Origin of the sequence: Bradyrhizobium sp., from assembly GCF_047605465.1 — a bacterium.
In the GTDB taxonomy this organism is placed as follows: domain Bacteria; phylum Pseudomonadota; class Alphaproteobacteria; order Rhizobiales; family Xanthobacteraceae; genus Bradyrhizobium.
In genome coordinates, this window is record NZ_JASGFS010000073.1 from 1 (window position 1) to 23041 (window position 23041).

The 23041-nt window shown below is 65.7% G+C and carries 18 protein-coding genes, 1 tRNA gene and 1 pseudogene; 14 read left to right on the forward strand and 6 right to left on the reverse strand.

Going from position 1 to position 23041, the window contains the following annotated elements; genetic code table 11:
* From QM712_RS31815 to QM712_RS31835, 5 genes and pseudogenes are all read right to left on the reverse strand, one after another.
* Positions 1-326 (reverse strand): annotated as a pseudogene (locus QM712_RS31815) (NADH-quinone oxidoreductase subunit B); the annotation flags it as partial.
* A complete protein-coding gene (locus QM712_RS31820) occupies positions 317-682 on the reverse strand; it encodes an NADH-quinone oxidoreductase subunit A (RefSeq protein WP_415027114.1) in 366 nt (121 codons plus the stop codon). The pseudogene QM712_RS31815 and the gene QM712_RS31820, both read right to left, overlap by 10 nt.
* 478 nt (positions 683-1160) lie before the next feature.
* Entirely contained in the window at positions 1161-2297 is a 1137-nt protein-coding gene (locus QM712_RS31825; RefSeq protein WP_415027115.1) for a PepSY-associated TM helix domain-containing protein, read from the reverse strand.
* A gap of 22 nt (positions 2298-2319) precedes the next feature.
* The gene (locus QM712_RS31830; RefSeq protein ID WP_415027116.1) at positions 2320-4572 is read right to left on the reverse strand and encodes a TonB-dependent siderophore receptor; all 2253 of its coding nucleotides are present in this window, start codon (positions 4570-4572) and stop codon (positions 2320-2322) included.
* 171 nt (positions 4573-4743) lie between these two features.
* Complete coding sequence (locus QM712_RS31835) at positions 4744-5262, reverse strand: MarR family winged helix-turn-helix transcriptional regulator (RefSeq protein ID WP_415027117.1); 519 nt, start codon at positions 5260-5262, stop codon at positions 4744-4746.
* A gap of 179 nt (positions 5263-5441) precedes the next feature.
* Here QM712_RS31835 and QM712_RS31840 point away from each other — a divergent pair, with 179 nt between their 5' ends.
* The 4 genes from QM712_RS31840 (at position 5442) to QM712_RS31855 (ending at position 9176) form a co-directional block, all read left to right on the forward strand.
* Positions 5442-6632: a Rieske 2Fe-2S domain-containing protein gene (locus tag QM712_RS31840; RefSeq protein WP_415027118.1), complete on the forward strand. Its 1191-nt coding sequence runs from the start codon at positions 5442-5444 to the stop codon at positions 6630-6632.
* 58 nt (positions 6633-6690) lie between these two features.
* Positions 6691-7983 carry a spinster family MFS transporter gene (locus QM712_RS31845; RefSeq protein WP_415027137.1) on the forward strand — a complete coding sequence of 431 codons (1293 nt, stop codon included), beginning with the start codon at positions 6691-6693 and terminating at the stop codon, positions 7981-7983.
* Positions 7984-8128: 145 nt separating this feature from the next.
* Entirely contained in the window at positions 8129-8332 is a 204-nt protein-coding gene (locus QM712_RS31850; RefSeq protein ID WP_415027119.1) for a hypothetical protein, read from the forward strand.
* A gap of 217 nt (positions 8333-8549) precedes the next feature.
* Positions 8550-9176 carry a GNAT family N-acetyltransferase gene (locus QM712_RS31855; protein ID WP_415027120.1) on the forward strand — a complete coding sequence of 209 codons (627 nt, stop codon included), beginning with the start codon at positions 8550-8552 and terminating at the stop codon, positions 9174-9176.
* A 115-nt stretch (positions 9177-9291) separates the two neighbouring features.
* Here QM712_RS31855 and QM712_RS31860 read toward each other — a convergent pair.
* Positions 9292-9368, reverse strand: a tRNA-Asp gene (locus QM712_RS31860).
* Between the two features lie 211 nt (positions 9369-9579).
* On the opposite strand from QM712_RS31860, the gene QM712_RS31865 reads away from it, so the two are divergent.
* From QM712_RS31865 to QM712_RS31910, 10 genes are all read left to right on the forward strand, one after another.
* Complete coding sequence (locus tag QM712_RS31865; RefSeq protein WP_415027121.1) at positions 9580-9879, forward strand: HU family DNA-binding protein; 300 nt, start codon at positions 9580-9582, stop codon at positions 9877-9879.
* A 127-nt stretch (positions 9880-10006) separates the two neighbouring features.
* The gene (gene pepT / locus QM712_RS31870; RefSeq protein WP_415027122.1) at positions 10007-11257 is read left to right on the forward strand and encodes a peptidase T; all 1251 of its coding nucleotides are present in this window, start codon (positions 10007-10009) and stop codon (positions 11255-11257) included.
* A gap of 220 nt (positions 11258-11477) precedes the next feature.
* On the forward strand, positions 11478-11942 hold the full coding sequence (locus QM712_RS31875) for a hypothetical protein (protein WP_415027123.1): 465 nt from the start codon (positions 11478-11480) through the stop codon (positions 11940-11942).
* 126 nt (positions 11943-12068) lie between these two features.
* Positions 12069-12467 (forward strand): FixH family protein, encoded by a 399-nt coding sequence (locus QM712_RS31880; RefSeq protein WP_415027124.1) that lies wholly within the window; start codon positions 12069-12071, stop codon positions 12465-12467.
* The gene (locus tag QM712_RS31885) at positions 12464-13864 is read left to right on the forward strand and encodes an efflux RND transporter periplasmic adaptor subunit (RefSeq protein ID WP_415027125.1); all 1401 of its coding nucleotides are present in this window, start codon (positions 12464-12466) and stop codon (positions 13862-13864) included. Before QM712_RS31880 ends, QM712_RS31885 begins: the two co-directional genes overlap by 4 nt.
* A complete protein-coding gene (locus tag QM712_RS31890) occupies positions 13861-17019 on the forward strand; it encodes an efflux RND transporter permease subunit (RefSeq protein WP_415027126.1) in 3159 nt (1052 codons plus the stop codon). The genes QM712_RS31885 and QM712_RS31890 overlap by 4 nt, the downstream gene beginning before the upstream one ends.
* A gap of 120 nt (positions 17020-17139) precedes the next feature.
* The gene (locus QM712_RS31895; RefSeq protein WP_415027127.1) at positions 17140-17532 is read left to right on the forward strand and encodes a hypothetical protein; all 393 of its coding nucleotides are present in this window, start codon (positions 17140-17142) and stop codon (positions 17530-17532) included.
* Between the two features lie 54 nt (positions 17533-17586).
* On the forward strand, positions 17587-18861 hold the full coding sequence (gene ihpA, locus QM712_RS31900) for a divalent metal ion exporter subunit IhpA (RefSeq protein WP_415027128.1): 1275 nt from the start codon (positions 17587-17589) through the stop codon (positions 18859-18861).
* Positions 18858-19835: a divalent metal ion exporter adaptor subunit IhpB gene (gene ihpB / locus QM712_RS31905; protein WP_415027129.1), complete on the forward strand. Its 978-nt coding sequence runs from the start codon at positions 18858-18860 to the stop codon at positions 19833-19835. Before ihpA ends, ihpB begins: the two co-directional genes overlap by 4 nt.
* Complete coding sequence (locus QM712_RS31910; protein ID WP_415027130.1) at positions 19828-23040, forward strand: efflux RND transporter permease subunit; 3213 nt, start codon at positions 19828-19830, stop codon at positions 23038-23040. Before ihpB ends, QM712_RS31910 begins: the two co-directional genes overlap by 8 nt.
* The last annotated feature ends 1 nt before the right edge of the window (position 23041 follow it).

Below are 23041 nucleotides of genomic sequence, written 5' to 3' on the forward strand. Positions count from 1 at the left end.
ACGATCATCACGTCGGACTGGCGCGGCGAGGCGCGCGGCGCGAAGCCGAAGCGCTCGACGTCGTAGCGCGGCATCGAGACCTGCATCATCTCGACCGCGCAGCAGGCGAGGCCGAAGGTCATCCACATCAGCGAGCCGGTGCGGGCCCAGGTGATGAGATCGTCGGTCGCGGCGACGAAGAAGCCCTTGTCGGACAGCTCGTGATTGACCTCGAGGAAGAACGGATCATTGGCACCGACCGGCTTGCCGGTCGACGGATCCAGGATGCCCTTCGGGGCCGGCGCGAGCAGCGGACCGGCGGACGGCGTGGCAGGGTTCAATCCCATTCGAGTGCCCCTTTCTTCCATTCATAGGCGAACCCGACCGTCAGCACGGCGAGGAACACCACCATGGACCAGAAGCCGGTCGCGCCGAGCTTGCCGAACGCCACCGCCCACGGAAACAGGAACGCCACCTCGAGATCGAAGATGATGAAGAGGATGGCGACCAGGTAAAATCGGACGTCGAACTTCATGCGGGCGTCGTCGAAGGCGTTGAAACCGCACTCATACGCCGACAGCTTTTCCGGGTCCGGCTGCTGGAACGCCACGATGAAGGGCGCGATCAACAGCACAAGGCCGATGATACCCGCAACACCTATAAAGACGACGAGTGGAAGATAGTTCTGCAGAATGCCGCTCATTGGCGAGCCCTTTTTCCCGTGGCCTCGGGACAGCCACGGATTCGTCCGATTTGGAATTATTCTGAGCCTTAGCGCAGTGCACCAATGGGCGCAAGACACGCTCTTTTTAAGCCCTTTGCCACGTCCGGAATCGTGGAAATCCCGGAATCACCCCGCGCTGGTATGGAGCAGATCGCCAGACCCAGCAAGGGCGGCCACAGTTCGGCAGGCCGGCAATCCCGAGCCTGCAGCGCACAGCGGTTGGACCGCCATTCACCCCGTCGGGTGCTTCGGAATCACCCGGTTTTCTTCGTGCGGCAGCGCACCCAAACCCAGGCGACGACCAACACGGGAGCCCCCACCGTCACCCAGGCGACATATTGGCCGGCCGTCCCCCACAGCAGCGCCGCCAACAGGCCGGTGACGGTCGCAGCCGCGAGCAGGATGGGGGCACCAAAGACGCGTATCCACAGCCGCGAGCGATCGGGCGAGCCATGCATCACGACGGGACCGGGGCTCGTTTGGCGAATGCGTCCGCGCCGGCGGGCGTTCGCCTCCGTCGCCGGGCCAGCCAGAGATAGAGACCGCTGCCGATCACGATGATCGTCAGGATGTCGAGCGCAGCCCAGATCAGCTTCAGGGGCATGCCGCCATAATCGCCGAAATGCAGGGGCTGCGAGATCAGCAGGGCTTGGAGATAGACCGGCAGGGCCCGGCTATCGGCGACATCCCCGGTTTCGCCGTCCAGCAGGACCGGCTTCAGGAGCCGCGCGGTCAGGGCGGTGTCGCCGCGCATGAAGGCGGCGAAGTGATGCGAGGAGGTGAACGGCGTGCCCGGATAGGCGATGAAGGCGATCTCCATGCCGGGAGCCGCCTGCTTCGCGCGCGTGACGACATCGTCGAGCGAGGCCAGATGCGACGGCGGCGGCTTGCCGGCATAGGGCGCGACCATGCTCGCAAGCTCGGTCGCCTTCCATTGGCTGAGCATCAGTTCGGCCCAGGTGTTGACGACGCCGGTCAGGCCGACCACCAGGGCCCAGGCGACCGTCACCACCCCGATCAGATTGTGCCAGTCCAGCCAGACGACACGGCGCGAGGCGCGGTCGCGGATGGCGGCGAAGCGCTGGCGGCGGGTGAACGGCCAGTACAGCACCACGCCGGAGACGATGGCGACGGCGAACAGCAGCCCCATCGCGCCGAGAAACAGTTTTCCGCCCTGCCCGACGAACATGTCGGTGTGCAGCTTGAGCACGATCAGCATCGGTCCGACGCCGACCGGGCCGAGCAGCTTCTTCGACACGGCGTCGAAGGCGCGTACGGTCGCATTGTCCGGCAAGCCGTCGACGGCATTGTTGGTGAAGGCGGTGACGATCCCGGGCTCGTCCTTGTCCCAGGAGATGTATTGCATCACGCGGCCGGGATCGGCGGCGAGCGCGGCGTCGGCGACTTGCTGTGGCGTCGCGCGCGCCGCGCTCGCATGAGCTTCGGGCCGGGGGGCGTAGCCCAGGAGCTCATCGATCTCGTGGTGGAAGATCAGCGGCAGGCCGGTGAGGCAGAGCAGCAGCAGGAAGACGGTCGAGATCAGGCTGGTCCAGGTGTGGACCACGGACCAGAGCCTGACGGTACGCGCCTTCACGATGCCCTTCCCTCATCTGTCACTACCACTTGTAGGAGACGCTGGCGGTCACGCGCCGGCGGTCGCCGTAGAAGCAGGACGTATCCGATGCGCAGCTCGCGACGTAGATCTTGTCCGTCAGGTTGATGACGTTGATCGCCGTGCGCCAGTTCTGCCACTCGTAATGGACCGCGAGATCGCCGAGCACGACCGAGGGAACTTCGAGCGTGTTGGCGGTATCGGCCCAGGAGGAGCCGACATAGCGCACGCCGCCGCCGAAGCCAAATCCCGCCAGCGGGCCGTCCTTGAAGGTGTAGTCCGCCCAGCCCGAGATCAGCGTCTGGGGCGTGTTGGTCGGGGTCTTGCCGACCAGGGTCGGATCGAGGTCCTTGCTGGTGAAGAGATGATAGGCCGTGAAGGCGCCGATCAGCTTCAACTCGCGCGTCACGTTGGCCACGGCTTCGAGCTCGATGCCGCGTGAGGTCACCTCGCCGGTCTGGTTCTGCAGGACCGGCGTGCTGCCCGGCAGCGTCGTCGCCACGTTCTGACGGACCAGGTCGAAGGCCGAGACCGTGAAATAGCCGTCGAAGCCCTTCGGCGCGACCTTCACGCCGACTTCGGCCTGCTTGCCGGTTTCGGGCAGGAACAACTGGTTCGCCGCGTTCAGGCCGATGATCGGATTGTAGCTGGTGGAGTACGAAACGTAGGGCGCGATGCCGTTGTCGAAATTGTAGATCAGCCCCGCGCGCCCGCTGAACTTGCTGTCGTCGCGCTGGCCGACGATGGCACCGGTGTCACGAGCGGCCTGTGTCGTCTCGACCCAGTCGTTGCGTCCGCTCAGCACCAGCGTGAAGTTGCCGAGCTTCATCTGGTCCTGGAGATAGGTGCCGGCCTGCTTCTGCGTGATCAGGAAGTTGCGGAACGGAGCGGTCGGCAGCGGGACCTCGGCCGCGCCATAGGTGGGATTGAGGACGTTGATCGAGGACACGCCGAACCCGAAGGCCTGGTAGTCGTCGATCTGGTAGCCCTTGAGGTCGACCCCGAACAACATCGTGTGCTTCACCGGGCCGGTGTTGAAACGGTACTCGAGCTGGTTGTCGAGATTGGCCTGGTTGGCGGTGTCCTTCGCGTACCAATTGTAGCGGCTGAGGCTTGCCGTATTGATGTCGGTCCAGACGCTGCCGACATAGCCGCGATAGGTCAGGTCGACATGCGCGAAGCGCGCGTTCTGACGAAACGTCAGGTCGTCGGTCAGGTTGCGCTCGAACTGATAGCCGAGCATCTCCTGCTCGCGCGTGAACTTGTCGACGCTGGGATCGCCGGCGAAGAAGCTGGTCGGGATCTTGCCGAAGGGCGCGTTGGTCACCGTGCCCTGGTAGGGCAGGAAGTTGATGCCGCGGGTGTCCTGCTTCGATGCCGAGGCCAGCACGGTGAAGGTCGTGTCGGCGTCCGGCTTCCAGGTGAACGACGGCGCGATGAAGTAGTTGTTGTCCGAGATGAAGTCGACCTGGGTGCCGCCGTTCTGCACCTGGCCGACGAAGCGGTAGTACAGCTTGCCGTCCTGGGGCTGCGTCGCGACCGGACCGCCGATGTCGAAGCCGATGTAAGCGTTGCCGAAATTGTTGACGCCGGCCTCGATGTAGCGGATCGGCTCGGTCGGCGGCAGCTTGCTGATGACGTTGACGATGCCGCTCGGGCTCGATCCGCCGTAGAGCACCGCCGCCGGGCCGCGCAGCACCTCGACGCGCTCCATGTTCGACGGCTGGAGCTTCCAGCTCGCATAGGCCGTGTAGAACAGCTGCATGCCGTCGAGGAACAGTCCGATGTCGTCGGACTTGAAGCCGCGGATCAGCCACCAGTCGTTGCGCGTATCCGCGCCGAAGGTCCCGGCGCGAACGCCGGCGGTGTAGCGCAGCACCTCGTCGAGCTTGTTCGGCTTCTGGTCGCGGATCTGCTCCGCCCCGATGACGGAGACCGCTTGCGGCGTCTCCATGATCGGCGTGTTGGTCTTGGTGCCGGACGAGCTGCGATTGGCGACGTAGCCGCGCACCGGACCGCGTGCCGTCTCGACGAAGCCGACGTTGCGCTGTGGCTGCGGCTTCTGGCTATTCGCGCTCGGTGCGGATCGCTGCGCGCGGCGCGGCGCGGCGGTGGCAGCGCGACGGCGCTGCTCCGGCGCAGCGACGGTCACCGGCGGCAGATTCTGCGCGCCACTCTGCGCGGACGATTGCGCAAGCGATGCCTGCGGCATCAGCACCCAAGCGGACGCGGTCGCCAATACGGCCGACCGCAACATGCGGAGATTGTTCAACGCGCCACCCCAAAACTGCGTGCTTCGCTCGTCATGCCGCCGATCCCCCAGCAGCATGCGTTTCAGCGACGCTTTATTGGAGCGCGCGCGATATCGCTAATTGAAAGCTTCTTAGAACTCCTCTTAGAAGCGATCCAACATTTCCAGATGTTTCCATCAGCGCGGAACTTTCTCCGCCTCGAGCATCCCCGCGGCGATCGCGGTGAGCTGGTCGATCTGCTGCAGGAGCGTGTGGAACTCGTCATCGCTGAGATGTTCAAGCAATCGCCGATTGCGCTCCTGCGCGCCGGCCACGATCGTATCGTGCGCGGCGAGACCGGCCGTCGTCAGCGAGACCAGCACCTCGCGGCTGTCCCTGGGATTGGCCGCCTTCGCGATCAGTTTGCGCGACACGAGGTCGGCGAGCGCGCGGCTGATCTGGCCCTTGTCCTGGCCCACGGCTTCGGCGAGCCGCGCCACGCTCATCGGTGGACGGCGGCCGAGCGAGGCGACGAGGCCGAACTCGACCGAGGACAATCCCGCCAGGCGCTTGTAGCGCAGCATGGCGCCGCGCTTGAGCAGGTTGGCGAGCACCATCAATCGTGACGACAGCATCACGGTGATCGGCGCCGGCGAGGCTTCGCTCTCGTCCGCCTTGGGCGATGCGCGCCCGTCCCTGCTCTTTGTCTGGCTCATGGCCCACCTCTGCCAAGAAAGCTGCAGCCTGCCAAGCCCGCCCGGCGATGCCGGTCATCGTCTTCCGAATGCAACTAAGAAGCGATTTGAATACCGTTGACATTATCAACGATCTGTCCTTGACTTGGATCAAGAGCAGAAGCGACCCGGCCATGAAGGGCTGCGGCGGGAGGAACGACATGACCATCACCCAGCGGGATCGCGATCTCGGGACGGCCTATGCCATGAAGCCGGCACACACGCGCTCCGAGCTGACGTCGGTCGCGCGCGGCACGCCGATGGGAGAACTGCTCCGCCGCTACTGGCATCCGGTCGGCCTCGCCGCTGACGCCACCGACACGCCGAAGAAGGTGCGCGTGCTCGGTGAGGACCTCGTCCTGTTCCGCGACAAGCACGACCGCGTCGGCCTGCTGCACGCGCGCTGCTGCCATCGCGGCACCACGCTCTATTACGGCAAGGTCGAGGAGGACGGCATCCGCTGCTGCTATCACGGCTGGAAGTTCGACACCGAAGGCCATTGCCTGGAGCAGCCCTGCGAGCCCGACGGCGGCCAGTTCAAGGACAAGGTGCGTCAGCCCTGGTATCCGGTCGAAGAGCGCTACGGCCTGATCTTCGCCTATATGGGCCCGGCCGAGAAACGCCCGGTGCTGCCGCGCTACGAGTGCCTGGAGACCATGGACGACGGCGAGTTCGTCGAGGCGGACGATTCCTCGATCGGCGGCGGCGGACCGGCGGTCATCCCCTGCAACTGGCTGCAGCATTTCGAGAACGTGGTCGATCCCTACCACGTGCCGGTGCTGCACGGCTCGTTCTCGGGCCCGCAGTTCACCAACATGATGGCCTCGATGCCGGAGGTGAAGTTCGACAAGACGCCGCGCGGGATCGCCGTGCGCTCGATCCGCCGGCAGGACGACGGCAAGGTGTTCTACCGCGTCACCGAAGCCGCCCTCCCCACCTTGCGCGTGGTGCCGAACCCGCGCGTGGCGCAGTTCGCCCGCGTCGAGTCGATCGGCTGGACGCTGCCGATCGACGACACCTCGTTCCGCATCTATGTCGCCGGCCGCGTCAAGAATTCCGGAGACATCGGCCGCATGCGCTCGAAGTTCAACGGCAAGTTCTGGTGGGACATGACGGAAGCCGAGCACCAGCAATTCCCGGGCGATTACGAGGCACAGGTCGGCCAGGGCGAGATCACGGTCCATTCCGAAGAGCATTTCGGCCAGAGCGACCGCGGCATCCTGATGATCCGTCGCATGCTGAGCGATCAGCTCGAAGCGCTCGCGGCCGAGCGCGACCCGATCGGCGTCAGCTTCGACGCAGGCGCGCCGCCGGTCGAATTCGAAGCGGGGAATTACATCCGCGAAAGCTAGACCACAGTCCGATCAGGGCTGCACCGACAACGACAACAAAATGAAATTGGGGGAAGCGATGGTCGACGTGACGTCACAGGTGCCGGTGCAGGCGGCCACGGCAGCGCCGGCGGCGCGGCGCTATTACGTGCTGGGGCTGCTCACGATCATCTACGCGCTGAACTTCCTCGACCGCACGATCTTCAATGTCCTGATCGAGCCCATCAAGAAGGAATTCCAGCTCAGCGACACCATGATGGGACTGCTGGCAGGCTTCGGCTTCGCGCTGTTCTATTCGGTGCTCGGCATTCCCATCGCGCGCGTGGCCGACCGGCTCAACCGGCGCAACATCGTCGCCCTCGCGTTCGCGTTCTGGAGCGCGATGACGGCGCTGTGCGGCGCGGCCTCGAGCGTGACGTCGCTGGCGCTGGCGCGGATCGGCGTCGGGATCGGCGAATCCGCAGGCTCGCCCGCCTCGCAATCCATCGTCGCCGACCTCTTCGCCAAGAACGAGCGTCCGCGCGCCCTCGGCATCTATGCCATCGGCACCTATCTCGGCGTCTTCCTCGGCTATTTCGTCGGCGGCTACGTCAACCAGCATTACGGCTGGCGAAGCGCCTTCTATGTCGCGGGCCTGCCGGGCATCCTGCTCGCCGCGATCCTGTGGCTGACGATCTCCGAGCCGAAGCGCGGCGCGATGCAGGAGAGCTTCGTGCCCGAGCCGCTGGGGCCGACGCTGCGCTTCCTGGCCTCGCAGCGGAGCTTCGTGATCGTGCTGATCGGCTTCTGCCTGACCACCTACACCAACTATGCGACGGCGGCCTGGATTCCGCCGTTCCTCGCGCGCGTGCATCATCTGTCGAGCGCGGAGATCGGCACCTATGCCGGCACCTTCAAGGGCCTCGCCGGCATGGCCGGCACCCTGCTCGGCGGTTTCGTGGTGGCACAGGTGAGCCGACGCGACGACCGCTGGAAACTCTGGGCGCCCGCCATCACCTCGGGCCTCGCCGGCCCGGTGTTCGCGGTGTGCATGCTGACGCAGGATTTCGCGACGATGGTGGCCATGCTGGCGCTGACCTCGTTCCTGGTCGGATTCCATCTCGGCCCGATCTTCGCGATCGCCCAGACGGTGGCGAAGCCGAGCATGCGGGCGCTGGCCTCCGCACTCATCGCGCTCACCGCGACCTGCTTCGGCCAGGGTGTCGGCCCCCTCGCCGTGGGCGTGGTCAACGATGCACTGAAGGGCAGTTTCGGCGCCGACGCCGTGCGGTACTCGCTGCTGTCGGCCGCGATCACGACCACGCTCGGAGCGCTCCTGTTCGTCTGGGCCGCCCGTCCGATCAGGGCCGATATCGCCCGGGCGGCGGCTTGAGGCCCGCTCTCCCCCTGCGCCGCCCGGCGAAATCAATCGGGCGGCGGTATGAAACCATTTTGCGGAACCGGCGAAACCATCCGGAAACAGATGCTCCCTAGAAAAGAGCCAACAGACGGCGGCAAAAGCCCGTCGGGAGGCTCAGATGAACCATTCAATTCACTCTGCTGATCGTGCGACGCACCTGAAAATCGTGGTGGTGGCGCTTGTGGCCGGCATTGGCGTGGCCGCCTTCGGCATCGCGACCCGCACCAGCGCGGACCTCACCCAGACCGCCCAGTCCGCCCACGTGGTCAAGGCCGGCAAGCCGGTGACTGTCACGAGCTCCGGGACGTCGCAGATTCGTTGATACCCGAAAGGTCCGGTTTGGTACCAAAAGGCCGCCTCCGGGCGGCCTTCGTCGTTTGGGTGACGACCGTATCGCGCAACACGGGGCAGCAAAGCAGCGACGGAAGTCCCATGTGCGGGAAACTCTAACGGGTTGCGACAAACAGCCCGTGGCGCACGCCGTCCACGGACTCTACCGTAGACTATTATTTTGATTTTCTTCCTGGAATTTCTAGCCAATGAGCCATTTGCGCCGCTCGCTCGCCCGGCAGGACCTCGCCGACATTCCGGCCTTTCACAGGATCGCCGCGACGTCCGCCCTCAACCCGAAGTACAAGACGCACTTCCGCATGGCAGAGCCGGACGATGCGGAATTCATCTTCAGCCTGCGTGCGGATGACGAACTCTCCCGGCACCTCAACAAGGGAGCCGACGATGTAGTCGCCCAGCGTCAATGGTTGGAGCGGTACAAGGAGAGAGAGCGAGACGGCCTCGAGTTTTATTTCGTCATCGCACATGACCGCGTCCCGCATGGCGTTGTTCGCATGTACGACTTTCGCGAGATCGACGGTCGCAGCTCGTTCTGCTGGGGCAGCTGGATCATTCCACCACCCAAGGTCTCTGGTCTGGCCACGGTCTCTGCCGTGATGGTCTATGAGCTGGGCTTCGATGCACTGGGTTTCGAAGCTTGCCATTTCGACGTTCGGCAATTCAACGGCAGTGTGCTCGCCTTTCACCTGCGCGCCGGCGCGACGTTCACCCATCAGGAGGGGGAGGATCTGCACTTCAGATTCACGCCCGAGAATGCGCTCGCCTTCCGCCTGCGCTCGCAAAGGCAGGTCGCAGAACACCGAATCCCTATCTAGCGAGCTTTCGGCCGCTCTCGATGCGGATTAGCGCAGCACTCGACGTAGTGCCGGATAAGCGCGCGACGGGACCAAATCGGACCAATTATTAAGTGATTGATATTCCGCCATGAAATGGCGCGAGAGACGGGGCTCGAACCCGCGACCTCCGGCGTGACAGGCCGGCGCTCTAACCAACTGAGCTACTCCCGCATGACGCGATGTCCGCGGAACGAGGGGGGACTTAAAGGCGCGTCATTGTGAAGTCAAGGACGTTGCATCCACAGGCCAAATCCATCGGGTCCGACGCGCTCCGCCGCCCTGCGGCGTAGTCAGTCCGGTCCCGAATCGTCTACGCCTCCTGGGACTTGCGAGGTTCCGAGGCCCTGCACGGTGCCTCCGGCAAGACATTGGGAGGCCCGACATGGCGAAGAAGGCAGCCGCTCCAGCCACGATCACGCTCAAGCACCTCGCCGCGGACATCGCGGAAAGCCAGGATCTGTCGAAAAAGCACGCCGAGGCGATCCTCACAGAGATGGTCGACCTGATCACCAGGCACCTGAAGAAAGGCGACCGCGTCCGGATCGTCGGTCTCGGCATTCTCCAGGTCCGCAAACGCGCCGCCCGCACCGGCCGCAATCCCGCGACCGGCGAGCCCATCCACATCAAGGCCAGCAAGAAGGTCGCGTTCCGGCCGGTCAAGGAACTCAAGGAAGCGATCTGAAGCGTTACGCTTCGTTAAGCCTGATCCGGCATCCGATCCGCCGGCCCGGCCGGATTCAGTGCGGCCCCCGGAATGACGCTTTTCTGATATATCGCTTGGCTCACCTGACCCGGCGGTTTGACCAGAAATGTCCTCTCTCACCTTTTCGCATACCGTGACCGAACGCTTCCTGCGCTACGTCACCATCGACACCCAGTCCGATCCGGAATCCCCGACCTCGCCGTCCTCCGAGAAGCAGAAGGATCTCGGCCGCGTGCTCGTCACCGAGTTGAAGGCGATCGGCATCGCGGACGCGCATCTCGACGATTACGGCTACGTCTACGGCACGATCCCGGCCAACTCCGACAAGAAGGTGCCGGTGATCTGCTTCTGCTCGCACATGGACACCTCGCCCGACGTCACCGGCAAGGGCGTCAAGCCGCAAGTCGTGAAGAATTATCGCGGCGGCGACATCATCCTGCCGGGCGACACCAGCCAGGTGATCCGCTTCGCCGAACATCCCGCACTGAAGAACCAGATCGGCAACGACATCATCACCACCGACGGCACCACGCTGCTCGGCGCCGACAACAAGGCCGGCGTCGCCGAGATCATGGATGCCGCGCATTTCTTCATCAACAATCCCGACGTGAAGCACGGCACGATCAAGATCCTGTTCACACCCGACGAGGAAATCGGCCGCGGCGTCGACAATGTCGACCTGAAGAAGCTCGGTGCCGATTTCGGCTACACCATGGACGGCGAGAGCGCCGGCTCGGTCGAGGACGAGACGTTTTCGGCCGACGGCGCCACCATCACCATCAACGGTGTCAGCGCCCACCCCGGCTACGCCAAGGGCAAGATGGAACACGCGATCAAGATCGCCGCCGCCATCGTCGAGCGCCTGCCCAAGGAGGGCTGCTCGCCGGAGACGACGTCCGGCAAGCAGGGCTTCCTGCACCCGATCGGCATCGACGGCGCGCTGGAGCAGGCGACGCTCTCCTTCATCGTGCGCGACTTCACCGAGGAAGGGTTGAAGGAGAAGGAGGTCCTACTCGAAGGGATCGTCAAGGACGTGATGAAGGACTATCCGCGCTCGACCTACAAGTTCGAGGTGAAGGAGCAGTACCGCAACATGAAGCAGGTGATCGACCGTCACCCGCACATCCTCGAATACGCCATCGAGGCGATCCGCCGCGCGGGCCTGCGCCCGATGCGTACCGCGATCCGCGGCGGCACCGACGGCTCGCGCCTGTCCTTCATGGGACTGCCCTGCCCCAACATCTTCGCCGGTGAACACGCGTTCCACTCGCGCCTCGAATGGGTCAGCCGGCAGGACATGGAAAAGGCGGTGCAGACCATCGTGCATCTCGCGATGATCTGGGAAGAAAAGGCGTAGCAGCGCGGTTTTCTCCGTGTCATGGCCGGGCTTGCCCCGGCCATCGCCGCCTCACCGCACGAACAATGTGGATGCCGGGAACAAGCCCGGGCATGGCAAAGAGGCGAGGACATGAGGCTTCCCAACCGTTGAAGCCCGGAGCGATCCGTTCGAACCTCGCTGGCCAAATCGTGATGGCGAGGCGATTTGCGGGTTCTGCCGCTGCGTGCGACAAGGGGCCATGATCCTGAAACGGTTCGCCAATGCTCTGGTGATGCTGCTGGTCGCGTCCGGGCTCCTGCTCGCGCCGCTGGCGGCTCCCGCGCTTGCCGGACCGTCATCCGGCGCCGCGCATCACAACGACATGCAGATGATGTCTGACGATAGCCATGCGATGTCGGGCGACACGCGGGCGATGTCTCACGACACGCCGGCGATGTCGGGCGACACGCAGGACATGGCCGATGATCTCCAGGCCATGACCGACGACATGCCCTGCTGCCCGGGACGGCCTGGGCCCAAGGATTGCGGGTCGTGCCCGTTCGTGGCGCTGTGCCTGCTGAGCCTTTCCCTTCCCGCCCCGTCCGGCGCCATGGCCTTGATTGATCGCCATGCGCAGCACAGTTCGCTCGCCCCGAGCGACGATCTCCTGATCGACGGGCTCGGCACGAAGCCTCCGGATCATCCCCCTCGAACCCCGGCCTGATCGGCGCTTTTGCGCCCGATGACGTACGCGCCGCGCCCCGGCGCGTGCACCGTTGCCTGCCGCCGCGCTGCACCCGGTTGCCGCGTGTCGCAGTGGCGGCTCCATCAGACCAATCGAGGAATTGAAATGACGACGTCCAATTTCGCGCGCGCCGCCATGGCCGCGCTGCTCGGTGCTGCCCTCAGCGGCGCGGCCCATGCCGAGATCAAGAACTACGAATTCCGGCTCGTTCAACCGACCGTGCAGGCCGGTGCCGATCGCATCGTCACGGTGCGGCTGGTCGACAAGACGACCGGCAACGCGGTGCCCGATGCGGTGGTCTTCGCCAATCGGCTCGACATGGCGCCCGACGGCATGCAGGAGATGGCCACCAAGGTCACGCCCATGCCGAGCACGGAGCCCGGCACCTATCGCTTCAAGGCGACCTTCGGCATGGCCGGCCGCTGGCAGCTATCGCTCGGGGCCAAGGTCCAGGGCGAAACCGGCACGGTCGACAACAAGCTCGTCATCACGGCCGAGAAATGACGCGCAATATCCTCCTGGGCGCTGCCGCTGCGATCCTAGCAGCGGCAGGCGCGACGCTGTTCGCCGGGTCTCCACATCCGCACGCGACGAATCGCGCCATCGTGTCCGCGGCCACGGCGGCGGATGCGCCCGCCCCGCTCTATTATCAGGACCCCGACGGCAAGCCGCTCTATTCGCCGACACCGAAGAAGACGGAGGACGGCCGCGACTACGTCGCCGTGCCGGCTCCGACGGATATGTCCGATCAGCCCGCGATCCAGACCAAGTCCGATCGCAGGATCAGATATTATCGAAATCCGATGGGCCTGCCAGATACCTCGCCGGTGCCGAAGAAGGACCCGATGGGGATGGACTACATCCCCGTCTACGACGGCGATGATCGCGACGACGGTTCGGTGAGGCTGTCGCCCGGCAGGATCCAGCGCACCGGAGTCAGGTCCGAACCCGCCGAACTGCGCCGGATCAGGACGCTCGTTCGCGCGCCGGGCACCATCCAGCTCGACGAGCGCAGGGTCTCGGTGGTCGCCATGCGCGCCGAGAGCTTCGTGCAGAAGGTCGCCGACGTCACCACCGGCAGCCGGGTGACGAAGGGACAGCCTCTGATGGATATCTACAGCTCGGCGGTCTCGTCCGCGGCCGCCGAATATCTCGCCACGATCACCTCGAAGACGACGGCCGGCATCGAGCCCTATGGCCGCGGCTCGCGGCAGCGCCTCGTCAATCTCGACGTCCCCAATCCCGTCATTGCCGAGATGGAGAAGAGCCATTCGGTACCGACCACCATCCAATGGTCGTCCCCGCGCGACGGCATCGTCCTCCAGCGCAACGCGATCGAGGGCATGCGCGCCCAACCCGGCGACGTCCTGTTCCGTATCGCCGACATCTCGCAGGTGTGGTCAACCGTCGATATCGCCGAACGCGACCTCGGCCATGTTGCCGTCGGCCAGCCCGTCACCGTGCGGGCCCGCAGCTATCCCGGCCGGAATTTCGAGAGCCGGATCAGCGTGATCTATCCGCAGGTGAACAAGGACACGCGCACCGCGCGGGTCCGGATCGAGCTCGCCAATGCCGATCTCGCGTTGCTTCCCGACATGTATGTCGACGCCGAGATCGACACCGGCGCTCCGGCGCCGGTGCTCAGCGTGGCCGAGAGCGCGGTGCTCGACACCGGCAGCCGGCAGGCCGTGCTGATCGACAAGGGACAGGGCCGCTTCGAGCCGCGGGACGTCAAGCTCGGGCGGCACGGTGACGGCTATGTCGAAATCCGCGATGGCCTTGCCGAAGGCGATGCGGTCGTCACCTCCGCCAACTTCCTGATCGATGCCGAGAGCAATCTGAAAGCGGCCCTCAAGGGCTTTGCCGAAGCGGGCGAAAACGCGACGGGAGCCCGGCCATGATCGCACGCATCATCGCATGGTCGGCACGCAATCTGCTGCTGGTGCTGTTCGGAACCGGCTTTGCCGCGGCCGCAGGCTTCTATGCGCTCGTCCATCTGCCGCTCGACGCTATTCCCGATCTCTCCGACACCCAGGTCATCGTCTACACCGAATATCCCGGCCAGGCGCCGCAGGTGATCGAAGACCAGGTCACCTATCCCCTCACCACCGCCATGCTGACGGTGCCGCGATCGAAGGTCGTGCGCGGCTTCTCCTTTTTCGGGGTGTCGTTCGTCTACATCATCTTCGAGGACGGCACCGACATCTACTGGGCCCGCTCGCGGGTGCTCGAATTCCTCAATGGCGCGGCGGCCCGCCTGCCTGCCGGTGTCACGCCGACGATCGGCCCCGACGCCACCGGAGTCGGCTGGGTCTACCAATATGCCGTGACGTCGAAAGAGCTGAATCTTGCAGAGACCCGGACGGTACAGGACTGGAACCTGAAATTCGCACTCGCCAGGGCCGAAGGCGTCGCGGAGGTCGCCAGCGTCGGCGGCTTCGTCAAGCAGTACAATGTCATTCTCGATCCGCAGCGCATGCGCGATCTCGGCATCAGCATGCAGAAGATGCGCGAGGCGATCCGCGCCAGCAATTCCGACGTGGGCGGCCGCACCGTCGAACTCTCCGAATTCGAATACGTCATCCGCGGCAAGGGTTATCTCAGAAGCGCCGACGATCTCGCCAGCATCGTTCTGAAGACCGACAACGGCACGCCGGTCAAGTTGCGCGACGTCGCCCGTGTCGAATTGGGCCCGGACGAGCGGCGCGGCATCGCCGAGCTCGACGGCGAAGGCGAGGTCGCGAGCGGCATCGTGCTGCAGCGTTTCGGCATGAACGCGCTCGATGTGATCGAGAATGTCAAGAAACGCTTCCGCGAGATCGCGACCAGCCTGCCGAAATCCATCGAGATCGTTCCGGTCTACGACCGCTCCAATCTGATCCATGCGGCGATCGACACGTTGAAGGACACGCTGCTCGAAGAGAGCGTCGTCGTCGCGCTCGTCTGCATCGTGTTCCTGCTTCACGTCCGCAGCGCGCTCGTGGCGATCCTGATGCTTCCCGTCGGCGTGCTGATGGCGTTCGGCGCCATGAAACTGCTCGGGATCGGCTCCAACATCATGAGCCTGGGCGGCATCGCGATTGCGATCGGCGCCATGATCGATGCCGCGATCGTCATGATCGAGAACGCGCACAAGCATCTCGAACGCGCCGAGCCCGGCCGCCCGCGGGTCGCGATCCTGATCGAGGCGGCCGCCGAGGTCGGCCCGGCGCTGTTCTTCAGCCTGCTCATCATCACCGTGTCGTTCATGCCGATCTTCACGCTGGAATCGCAGGAAGGCCGGCTGTTCAGCCCGCTCGCCTTCACCAAGACCTTTGCGATGGCGGCTGCCGCGCTGTTGTCGGTCACGCTGGTGCCCGCGCTGATGGTGATCTTCGTCCGCGGCCGGATCATTCCGGAGCACAGAAACCCGATCAATCGCTTCCTGATCTGGATTTATCGCCCGGTGATATCAGGCGTTTTGCGCGCCAAGATCCCGGTGATCCTGCTCGCGCTCGGCGTGATCGCCGTTTCGATCTGGCCGGCCGGCCGGCTCGGCACCGAGTTCATGCCGAACCTCGACGAAGGCACGCTGCTCTACATGCCGACGACGCTGCCCGGCATTTCCGTCACCAAGGCCGCCGAACTGATGCAGACCCAGGACCGCATCATCCGTTCGTTCCCCGAGGTCGCCTCGGTCTATGGCAAGTCCGGGCGTGCGGCCACCGCGACCGATCCCGCACCGTCGGAGATGTTCGAGACCATCGTCAATCTAAAGCCGAAAGCGGACTGGCGCACAGGCGTGACCGTCGACAGCCTGATCGCCGAGATGGACAAGGCGCTTCAGTTTCCCGGCGTCGCCAACGCCTGGACCATGCCGATCCGGGCCCGCATCGACATGCTCTCGACCGGCATCCGCACCCCCGTCGGCGTCAAGGTGATGGGGACCGATCTTACGGGAATCGACAAGCTCGCAAGGCAGGTCGAGCAGGTCCTCAAGGCAGTGCCCGGTACATCCTCCGCTTATGCGGAGCGCAGCCTCGGCGGTTACTATCTGGAGATCACGCCGAACCGCGAGGCGCTGTCGCGCTACGGCATCATGGTACAGGATGTCCAGGATACGATCGCGGCCGCGCTCGGCGGCCAGACCGTGACGACGACGGTCGAGGGCCGTCAACGCTTCACGGTCAACATGCGCTATCCACGCGACCTGCGCGACAATCCCAAGGCCATCGCCAGCGATATCCTCGTGCCGATGCCGGCCGGCGGCGCCGTTCCCCTCGGCGAGGTCGCCAGCGTCACCCCGGCGCGCGGGCCGACCTCGATCCGGACCGAGAACGGACAGCTCGCCACTTACATCTACGTCGACATCCGCGATCGCGACCTCGGCGGCTACGTCGCAGATGCGCAGCGCGCGGTGGAAGCGAGCATCCAGTTCCCGCCGGGCTCCTACGTGGTCTGGAGCGGGCAATATGAATATCTGGAGCGGGCCACGGCGCGGCTGAAGATCGTCGTGCCGGTGACGCTGCTGATCATCTTCCTGCTGCTCTATCTCAACTTCCGCTCGGTCACGGAAACCGCGATCGTGATGCTATCGCTGCCGTTCGCTCTCGTCGGCGGACTGTGGCTCATGTGGTGGCTCGGCATCAACCTCTCGGTCGCGGTTGTCGTCGGCTTCATCGCACTGGCGGGCGTCGCGGCCGAGACCGGTGTGGTGATGCTGATCTATCTCGACCACGCGCTGGCCGAAGCTGAAGCACGCTGCGCGCATGCAGGCCGTGCGCTGACCCGCAGGGATCTCGACGAGGCCATCATGCAAGGCGCCGTCGAGCGCGTCCGACCGAAGATGATGACGGTGGTGGCAATCATGGCAGGCCTGTTGCCGATCCTGTGGAACACCGGGACGGGATCGGAGATCATGCAGCGCATCGCCGTCCCCATGATTGGCGGCATGATCTCCTCGACCTTGCTGACACTGGTCGTGATCCCCGCGATCTTCGGGCTCGTCAAGGGATTCGGGTTGCGCGCTGTCGACAAGGCCTCCGTCTCCGCACCTGCTTCGGAGGCCGCCGAATGAAGGCGCCGCTTTCACATTGCGACTTGCTCGCAGTCGCATGAGGGGATTTGGCTACGGCATCGAGTTCCCCACACGTAACAATGTTGCGGGTCGACACTGTTCTAGCCGTCATGCTACCGCATGCGGATCGAGAACCCGAGTGACGTCGTGACGTTGATCCGCCAGCCCGACAGATTTGGCCGCCTGCGCAACTGGCGCGGGCTGCTGGCCGTGCTCGTCGCGGTCTTGCATCTGCTGTCGGGCGCACTCCATGGCGCCCACGACATCGACGTGACCAGCCCGTCCGGCGGCTCGGAGATCGCCTCGATCCTCGACGATGGCCTCGCGGGGCATGACGGCCACAAGGCGCTCGCCGGCCATCACTGCCATGGTTGCTTCTCGATCGCGATGGCCCAGCCGATGCAATCCGACGCAGCCGCCGACGTCGTTGCCGTACCGATCCTGCACCGGCAGCTGCCCCTCGTCGGCGTCGCGCCCGATACGGTCTCGCCGCCTCCCAAACGTCTGACCTGACGGATCACCCGGGGCGCCTTGGCTCCGATCGATTTTCCCTCACAGGTCACATTCATGTTCTGCAGGCGAGCGGCCGCGCGCGTGGCGTGCGCGACGGTGCTTCTCATCAGCCCATTCCTGGTGCTGTCCTCACACGCCCAAACCCTCACCATGCGCGCCGCGCTGTCGCGCGCGCTGGCCGCGAGCCCGCGCCTGACCGCGGCGGAGCGCGACGTCGGGATCGCCACCGGCCAGCGCATCCAGGCCGGTGCGCTCATCAATCCGGAACTGTCCTACGAGCAGGACAATACGTTCGGCTCGGGCGCCTATCGCGGCACGCGATCGGCCGAGACCACGCTGCAGATCAGCCAGGCCTTCGAGCTGTTCGGCAAGCGCGACGCCCGGATCGCCGCAGGCCAGGCCGGCATCGAGGTCGCCGCGATCCAGCGCAAGGCCGTCCGGCTCGAGGTGCTGTCGGAGACCGCCATCGCCTTCCTGAGCGTGCTCGGCGCGCAGCGGCGCATCCAGATCCTCGACGAGCAGATCGCGGCGATCGACCGCCTGACGCCGCTGCTGCGCCGCCGCGTCGAGGCAGGCGCCTCCTCCCCGGCCGAGACCGGCCGCGCCGAGGTCGCTTCCGCGCTGGTGAAGGCCGACCGCGAGCGTTTCAAGGCGACGCTGGCCAGCGCTCGGCGCGAGCTTGCGGTGCTGATGGGCGATCCGGCGCCGAAATTCGCCGAGGTCTCCGGCCGGCTCGACACCACCGGGCGGCCGCCCTCGTTCCAGTCGGTGGTCGCGGCCATCGATGCCAATCCGCAACTGGTGCGCTGGACCGCCGTCTATGCACAGCGCAACGCGGAACTGCTGATGGCGCGACTCAAGCCCTATCCGGACGTGCGGATCGCCGCCGGCTGGCGTCATTTCAACGAGACCAATGACGATGCGGTCCGCCTCACCGTCTCGGTCCCGATCCCGGTCTTCGACCAGAACCAGGGCAACATCCTTTCCGCACAGGAGAGCCTCGCCAAGACCCGGGCCGAGCGCGACACCAACCGCAACACGCTGATCGTGGTGGCCGGACGCGCCTACGACTCGCTGCAGGGCTCGCTGCGCGAGCTTGCGGTGCTGCGCGAGACCGCGATCCCGAAGGCGACGGAGGCGGCGGAAGCGATCTCGCAGGGCTACGGTCAGGGCCGCTTCACGCTGCTTGAAGTGCTCGACGCCCAGGCGAGCGTCACGCAGGCGCGCCTGCGCGAGCAGGAAGCGCTGCAGAACTTCCACGCGGGCGTGGCCACCATCGAGGGCCTCGTCGGCAACCCCTTTGCGCTGGCCCGGGAGAGCGCGCGATGAAGACATCCTCCACCATCCTCATCGCCATCGTGACCGCCGCACTCGGCGCCTCCGGCTATGCGATGCTGGGGCCGACAAGGGTCGAGCCGGCCGGTCACACGACCGAGAGGAAATCCGAGAAGCCGAACGACCATGTCGAGCAGGACGAGCACGGCGCCGACCGGATCCGCATTTCCGACGTCAAGCTCGCCGCAGCGGGCGTCACGCTGGCGGAGGCCGCGACTGCTACGCTGACCGATACGCTCGCCTTCAACGGCATCCTGCGCGCCAACCAGGAGGCTGTCGTGCAGGTGACGCCGCGCTTTCCGGGCGTCGCGCGCTCGATCCTGAAACGCATCGGCGACAGGGTCGGCAAGGACGATCTGCTCGCCACCATCGAGAGCAACCAGAGCCTGACGGTCTACGAACTCAAGGCGCCGATCGCGGGCACGATCATCGAGCGGCAGATCTCGCTCGGCGAATACGCCTCCGAGCAGAAGCCGGCCTTCGTCGTCGCCGATCTCTCGACCATCTGGGTCGACCTGTCGATCTACCGCCTCGACCTCCGGCGCGTTCGGCTCGGCGACGAGGTGCTGATCGATCCGGACGACGGCCGCGGCGAGATCAAGGGGACGATCTCCTACATCGCGCCGATCGGCTCGAGCGAGACCCAGACCGCGCTCGCCCGCGTCGTGCTGCCCAACCCGGACGGCCGGCTGCGCCCCGGCCTGTTCGTCACGGCGCGGCTGATCCTCGCCGCGCGCAACGTCGCGGTCGCCGTTCGCAGGAGCGCGATCCAGACATTGGAGAACCGGACCATCGTGTTCGTGCGCGAGGATGGCGACAAGATCGAGGCCCGCCCGGTCGAGCTCGGCGATTCCGATCCCCGCTTCGTGGAGATCCGGGCCGGCCTTTCGGTCGGAGAGCACTACGTCGCCGAGAACAGCTTCGTGGTGAAGGCGGAGATGGGCAAGGGAGACGCCGATCATGATTGACGCGCTCCTCGCCGCCGCGATCCGCCAGCGCTGGCTCGTCGTCCTCCTCGCGCTCGCGGCGGGCGCTTTCGGGGTCTGGAACTTCACGCGCCTGCCGATCGACGCCGTGCCCGACGTCACCAACGTCCAGGTCCAGATCAACACGCGCGCCCCTGGCCTCTCGCCGCTCGAAGCCGAGCAGCGCATCACCTTCCCGATCGAGACCGCGATGGGCGGACTGCCCAGGCTCGACTACACCCGCTCGATCTCGCGCTACGGGCTGAGCCAGGTCACGGTCGTGTTCCAGGACGGCACCGACATCTATTTCGCGCGGCAGCTCGTCAACGAGCGCATCCAGCAGGCGCGGGAACAATTGCCGGCCGGCGTCGAGGTCGCGATGGGTCCGATCTCGACCGGTCTCGGCGAGATCTACGTCTATTCCGTCGAGGCGAGGGCGGACGCGAAATCGGCGACTGGCGCCGCGTTCACGCCGACGGAGCTGCGCACTATCCAGGACTGGATCATCAAGCCGCAACTGCGCACCGTCCCCGGCGTGGTCGAGGTCAACTCGATCGGCGGCTATGAGCGGCAATTCCACGTGCTGCCGATCCCCGGCCGGCTGATGGCCTACAAGCTCGGCTTCCGCGATATCATGACGGCGCTCGCGGCGAACAACGCCAATGTCGGCGCCGGCTATATCGAGCGCAACGGCGAGCAATATCTCGTCCGCGCGCCCGGCCAGGTCGCCAATCTCGACGAGATCAGGGACATCGTGATCGGATCGCGCGGCGGCGTACCCGTCCGCATCCGCGACGTCGCCGACGTGCAGGAAGGCCAGGACCTGCGCTCGGGCGCTGCGACCGCAAACGGCAGCGAGACCGTGCTCGGCACCGCCATGCTGCTGATCGGCGAGAACAGCCGCACCGTGGCCCAGCGCGTGGCGGCAAAGCTCAAGGAGGTCGCGAAATCGCTGCCTGAGGGCGTGATCGCGCGCGCGGTCTATGACCGCACCCATCTGGTCGAAGCGACCATCGCGACCGTCGAGAAGAATCTGGTCGAGGGCGCGGCGCTGGTGATCGCGGTGCTGTTCCTGATCCTCGGCAATATCCGCGCCGCCCTGATCACCGCCTGCGTCATTCCCCTCTCCATGCTGTTCACGATCTCAGGCATGGTCGGGAGCAAGGTCAGTGCCAATCTGATGAGTCTCGGCGCGATCGATTTCGGCATCATCGTCGACGGCGCGGTCATCATCGTGGAGAATTGCCTCCGGCTGCTTGCCGCCGAGCAGCACCGGCGCGGCCGGCTGTTGTCGCTGGACGAGCGGATGCGGACGATCCAGGCGGCGAGCAGCGAGGTCATCAAGCCGAGCCTGTTCGGCACGCTCATCATCGCCGTGGTCTACCTGCCCGTCCTGACTCTGACGGGGACCGAGGGCAAGATGTTCACGCCGATGGCGCTCACAGTGCTGATGGCGCTGGCCGGCGCCGCGCTGCTGTCGGTGACCTTCGTGCCGGCCGCGGTCGCGATCTTCGTCACCGGCAAGGTGTCGGAGAAGGAGAATATCTTCATGCGGGCAGCAAAGCGGGTCTACGTGCCCCTGCTCGATCGCGCCATCCGCCATCGCGGCAGCGTCGCATGCGCCGCCGTGCTGATCGTCGCCGGCAGCCTGTTTGCCGCAACCCGCATGGGCGGCGAGTTCATCCCGAGCCTCGACGAGGGCGACATCACCATCGAGACCGTCAGGATTCCCGGCACCAGCCTGACCCAGAGCGTCGACATGCAGCTCAGGCTGGAGAAGGCGGTCAGGCAGCTTCCGGAGGTGGCGAACATCTTCTCCCGGATCGGCACCGCCGAGATCGCCAACGATCCGATGCCGCCGAACGTGGCCGACACGTATGTCACGCTGAAACCGCGCGACCAGTGGCCCGATCCGGCCAAGCCGAAGGACGAGGTGGTCGCCGAGCTCGAACACACCGCCAACACCCTGCCCGGCACCGCCTATGGCATGACCCAGCCGATCCAGATGCGCTTCAACGAGCTCATTGCCGGCATCCGCAGCGACGTCGGCGTCAAGGTCTTCGGCGACGATCTCGACGTGCTCGCCGGCATCGCCCAGCAGATCAATGGAGCCGTTCGCGGCATCGAGGGCGCCGCCGACGTGAAGACGGAGCAGGTCGCGGGCCTGCCGATCCTCACCGTCAAGCTCGACCGTCAGGCGCTGTCGCGCTACGGCCTCAGCGTCGGCGAGGTGCAAAATCTCGTCGAGATCGCGATCGGCGGCAAGCCGGTCGGAAAGCTGTTCGAAGGCGACCGCCGCTTCGACATCGTGGTGCGCCTGCCGGAAAGCCTGCGCGCCAACCCGGACGCGATCAAGTCGCTGCCGATCCCGCTGCCGCCGAGCGAGGACGCCGCGACCGTCACGCGGACCGCCTGGCCGGGCGCGGCAAGCACCGCGCTGCGCTATGTCCCGCTGTCCTCCGTCGCCGCGATCGAGATCGCGCCGGGCCCCAACCAGATCAGCCGCGAGAACGGCAAGCGCCGCGTGGTGGTGATGGCCAATGTCAGGGGGCGCGACCTGCGCTCCTTCGTGGCCGAGGCGCAATCCGCCGTCGCGGAGAAGGTCAAGCTGCCGCCCGGCTACTGGATCGGCTGGGGCGGACAGTTCGAGCAACTGGTCTCCGCGACCAAGCGGCTGACGATCGTGGTGCCGGTGGCGCTGCTGCTGGTGTTCCTGCTGCTTTTCATGGGCATGGGATCGGCGGCGGATGCGCTTCTGGTGTTCAGCGGCGTGCCGCTGGCCTTGAGCGGCGGGATCGCGGCGCTGCTGCTGCGCGGCATTCCTCTGTCGATCAGCGCCGGGGTGGGCTTCATCGCGCTGTCGGGCGTCGCGGTGCTCAACGGCCTCGTCATCATCGCCTTCATCGAGCGCCTGCGCAGCGAGGGGCGCCCCGTGGCGGACGCCGTCCGCGAAGGCGCGCTGACCCGGCTACGTCCGGTGCTGATGACCGCGCTGGTCGCCTCGCTCGGCTTCGTGCCGATGGCGCTCGCCACCGGTGCCGGCGCCGAGGTGCAGCGGCCGCTTGCGACCGTCGTCATCGGCGGCATCATCTCCTCGACCATCCTCACATTGCTTGTGCTCCCGGCGCTCTACGTGCTGTTCCGCCGTGACGCGCGGAACGAAGCGCCTACAATGGCGTCCGATCTGACAACTGCCGGGGGACGATAGA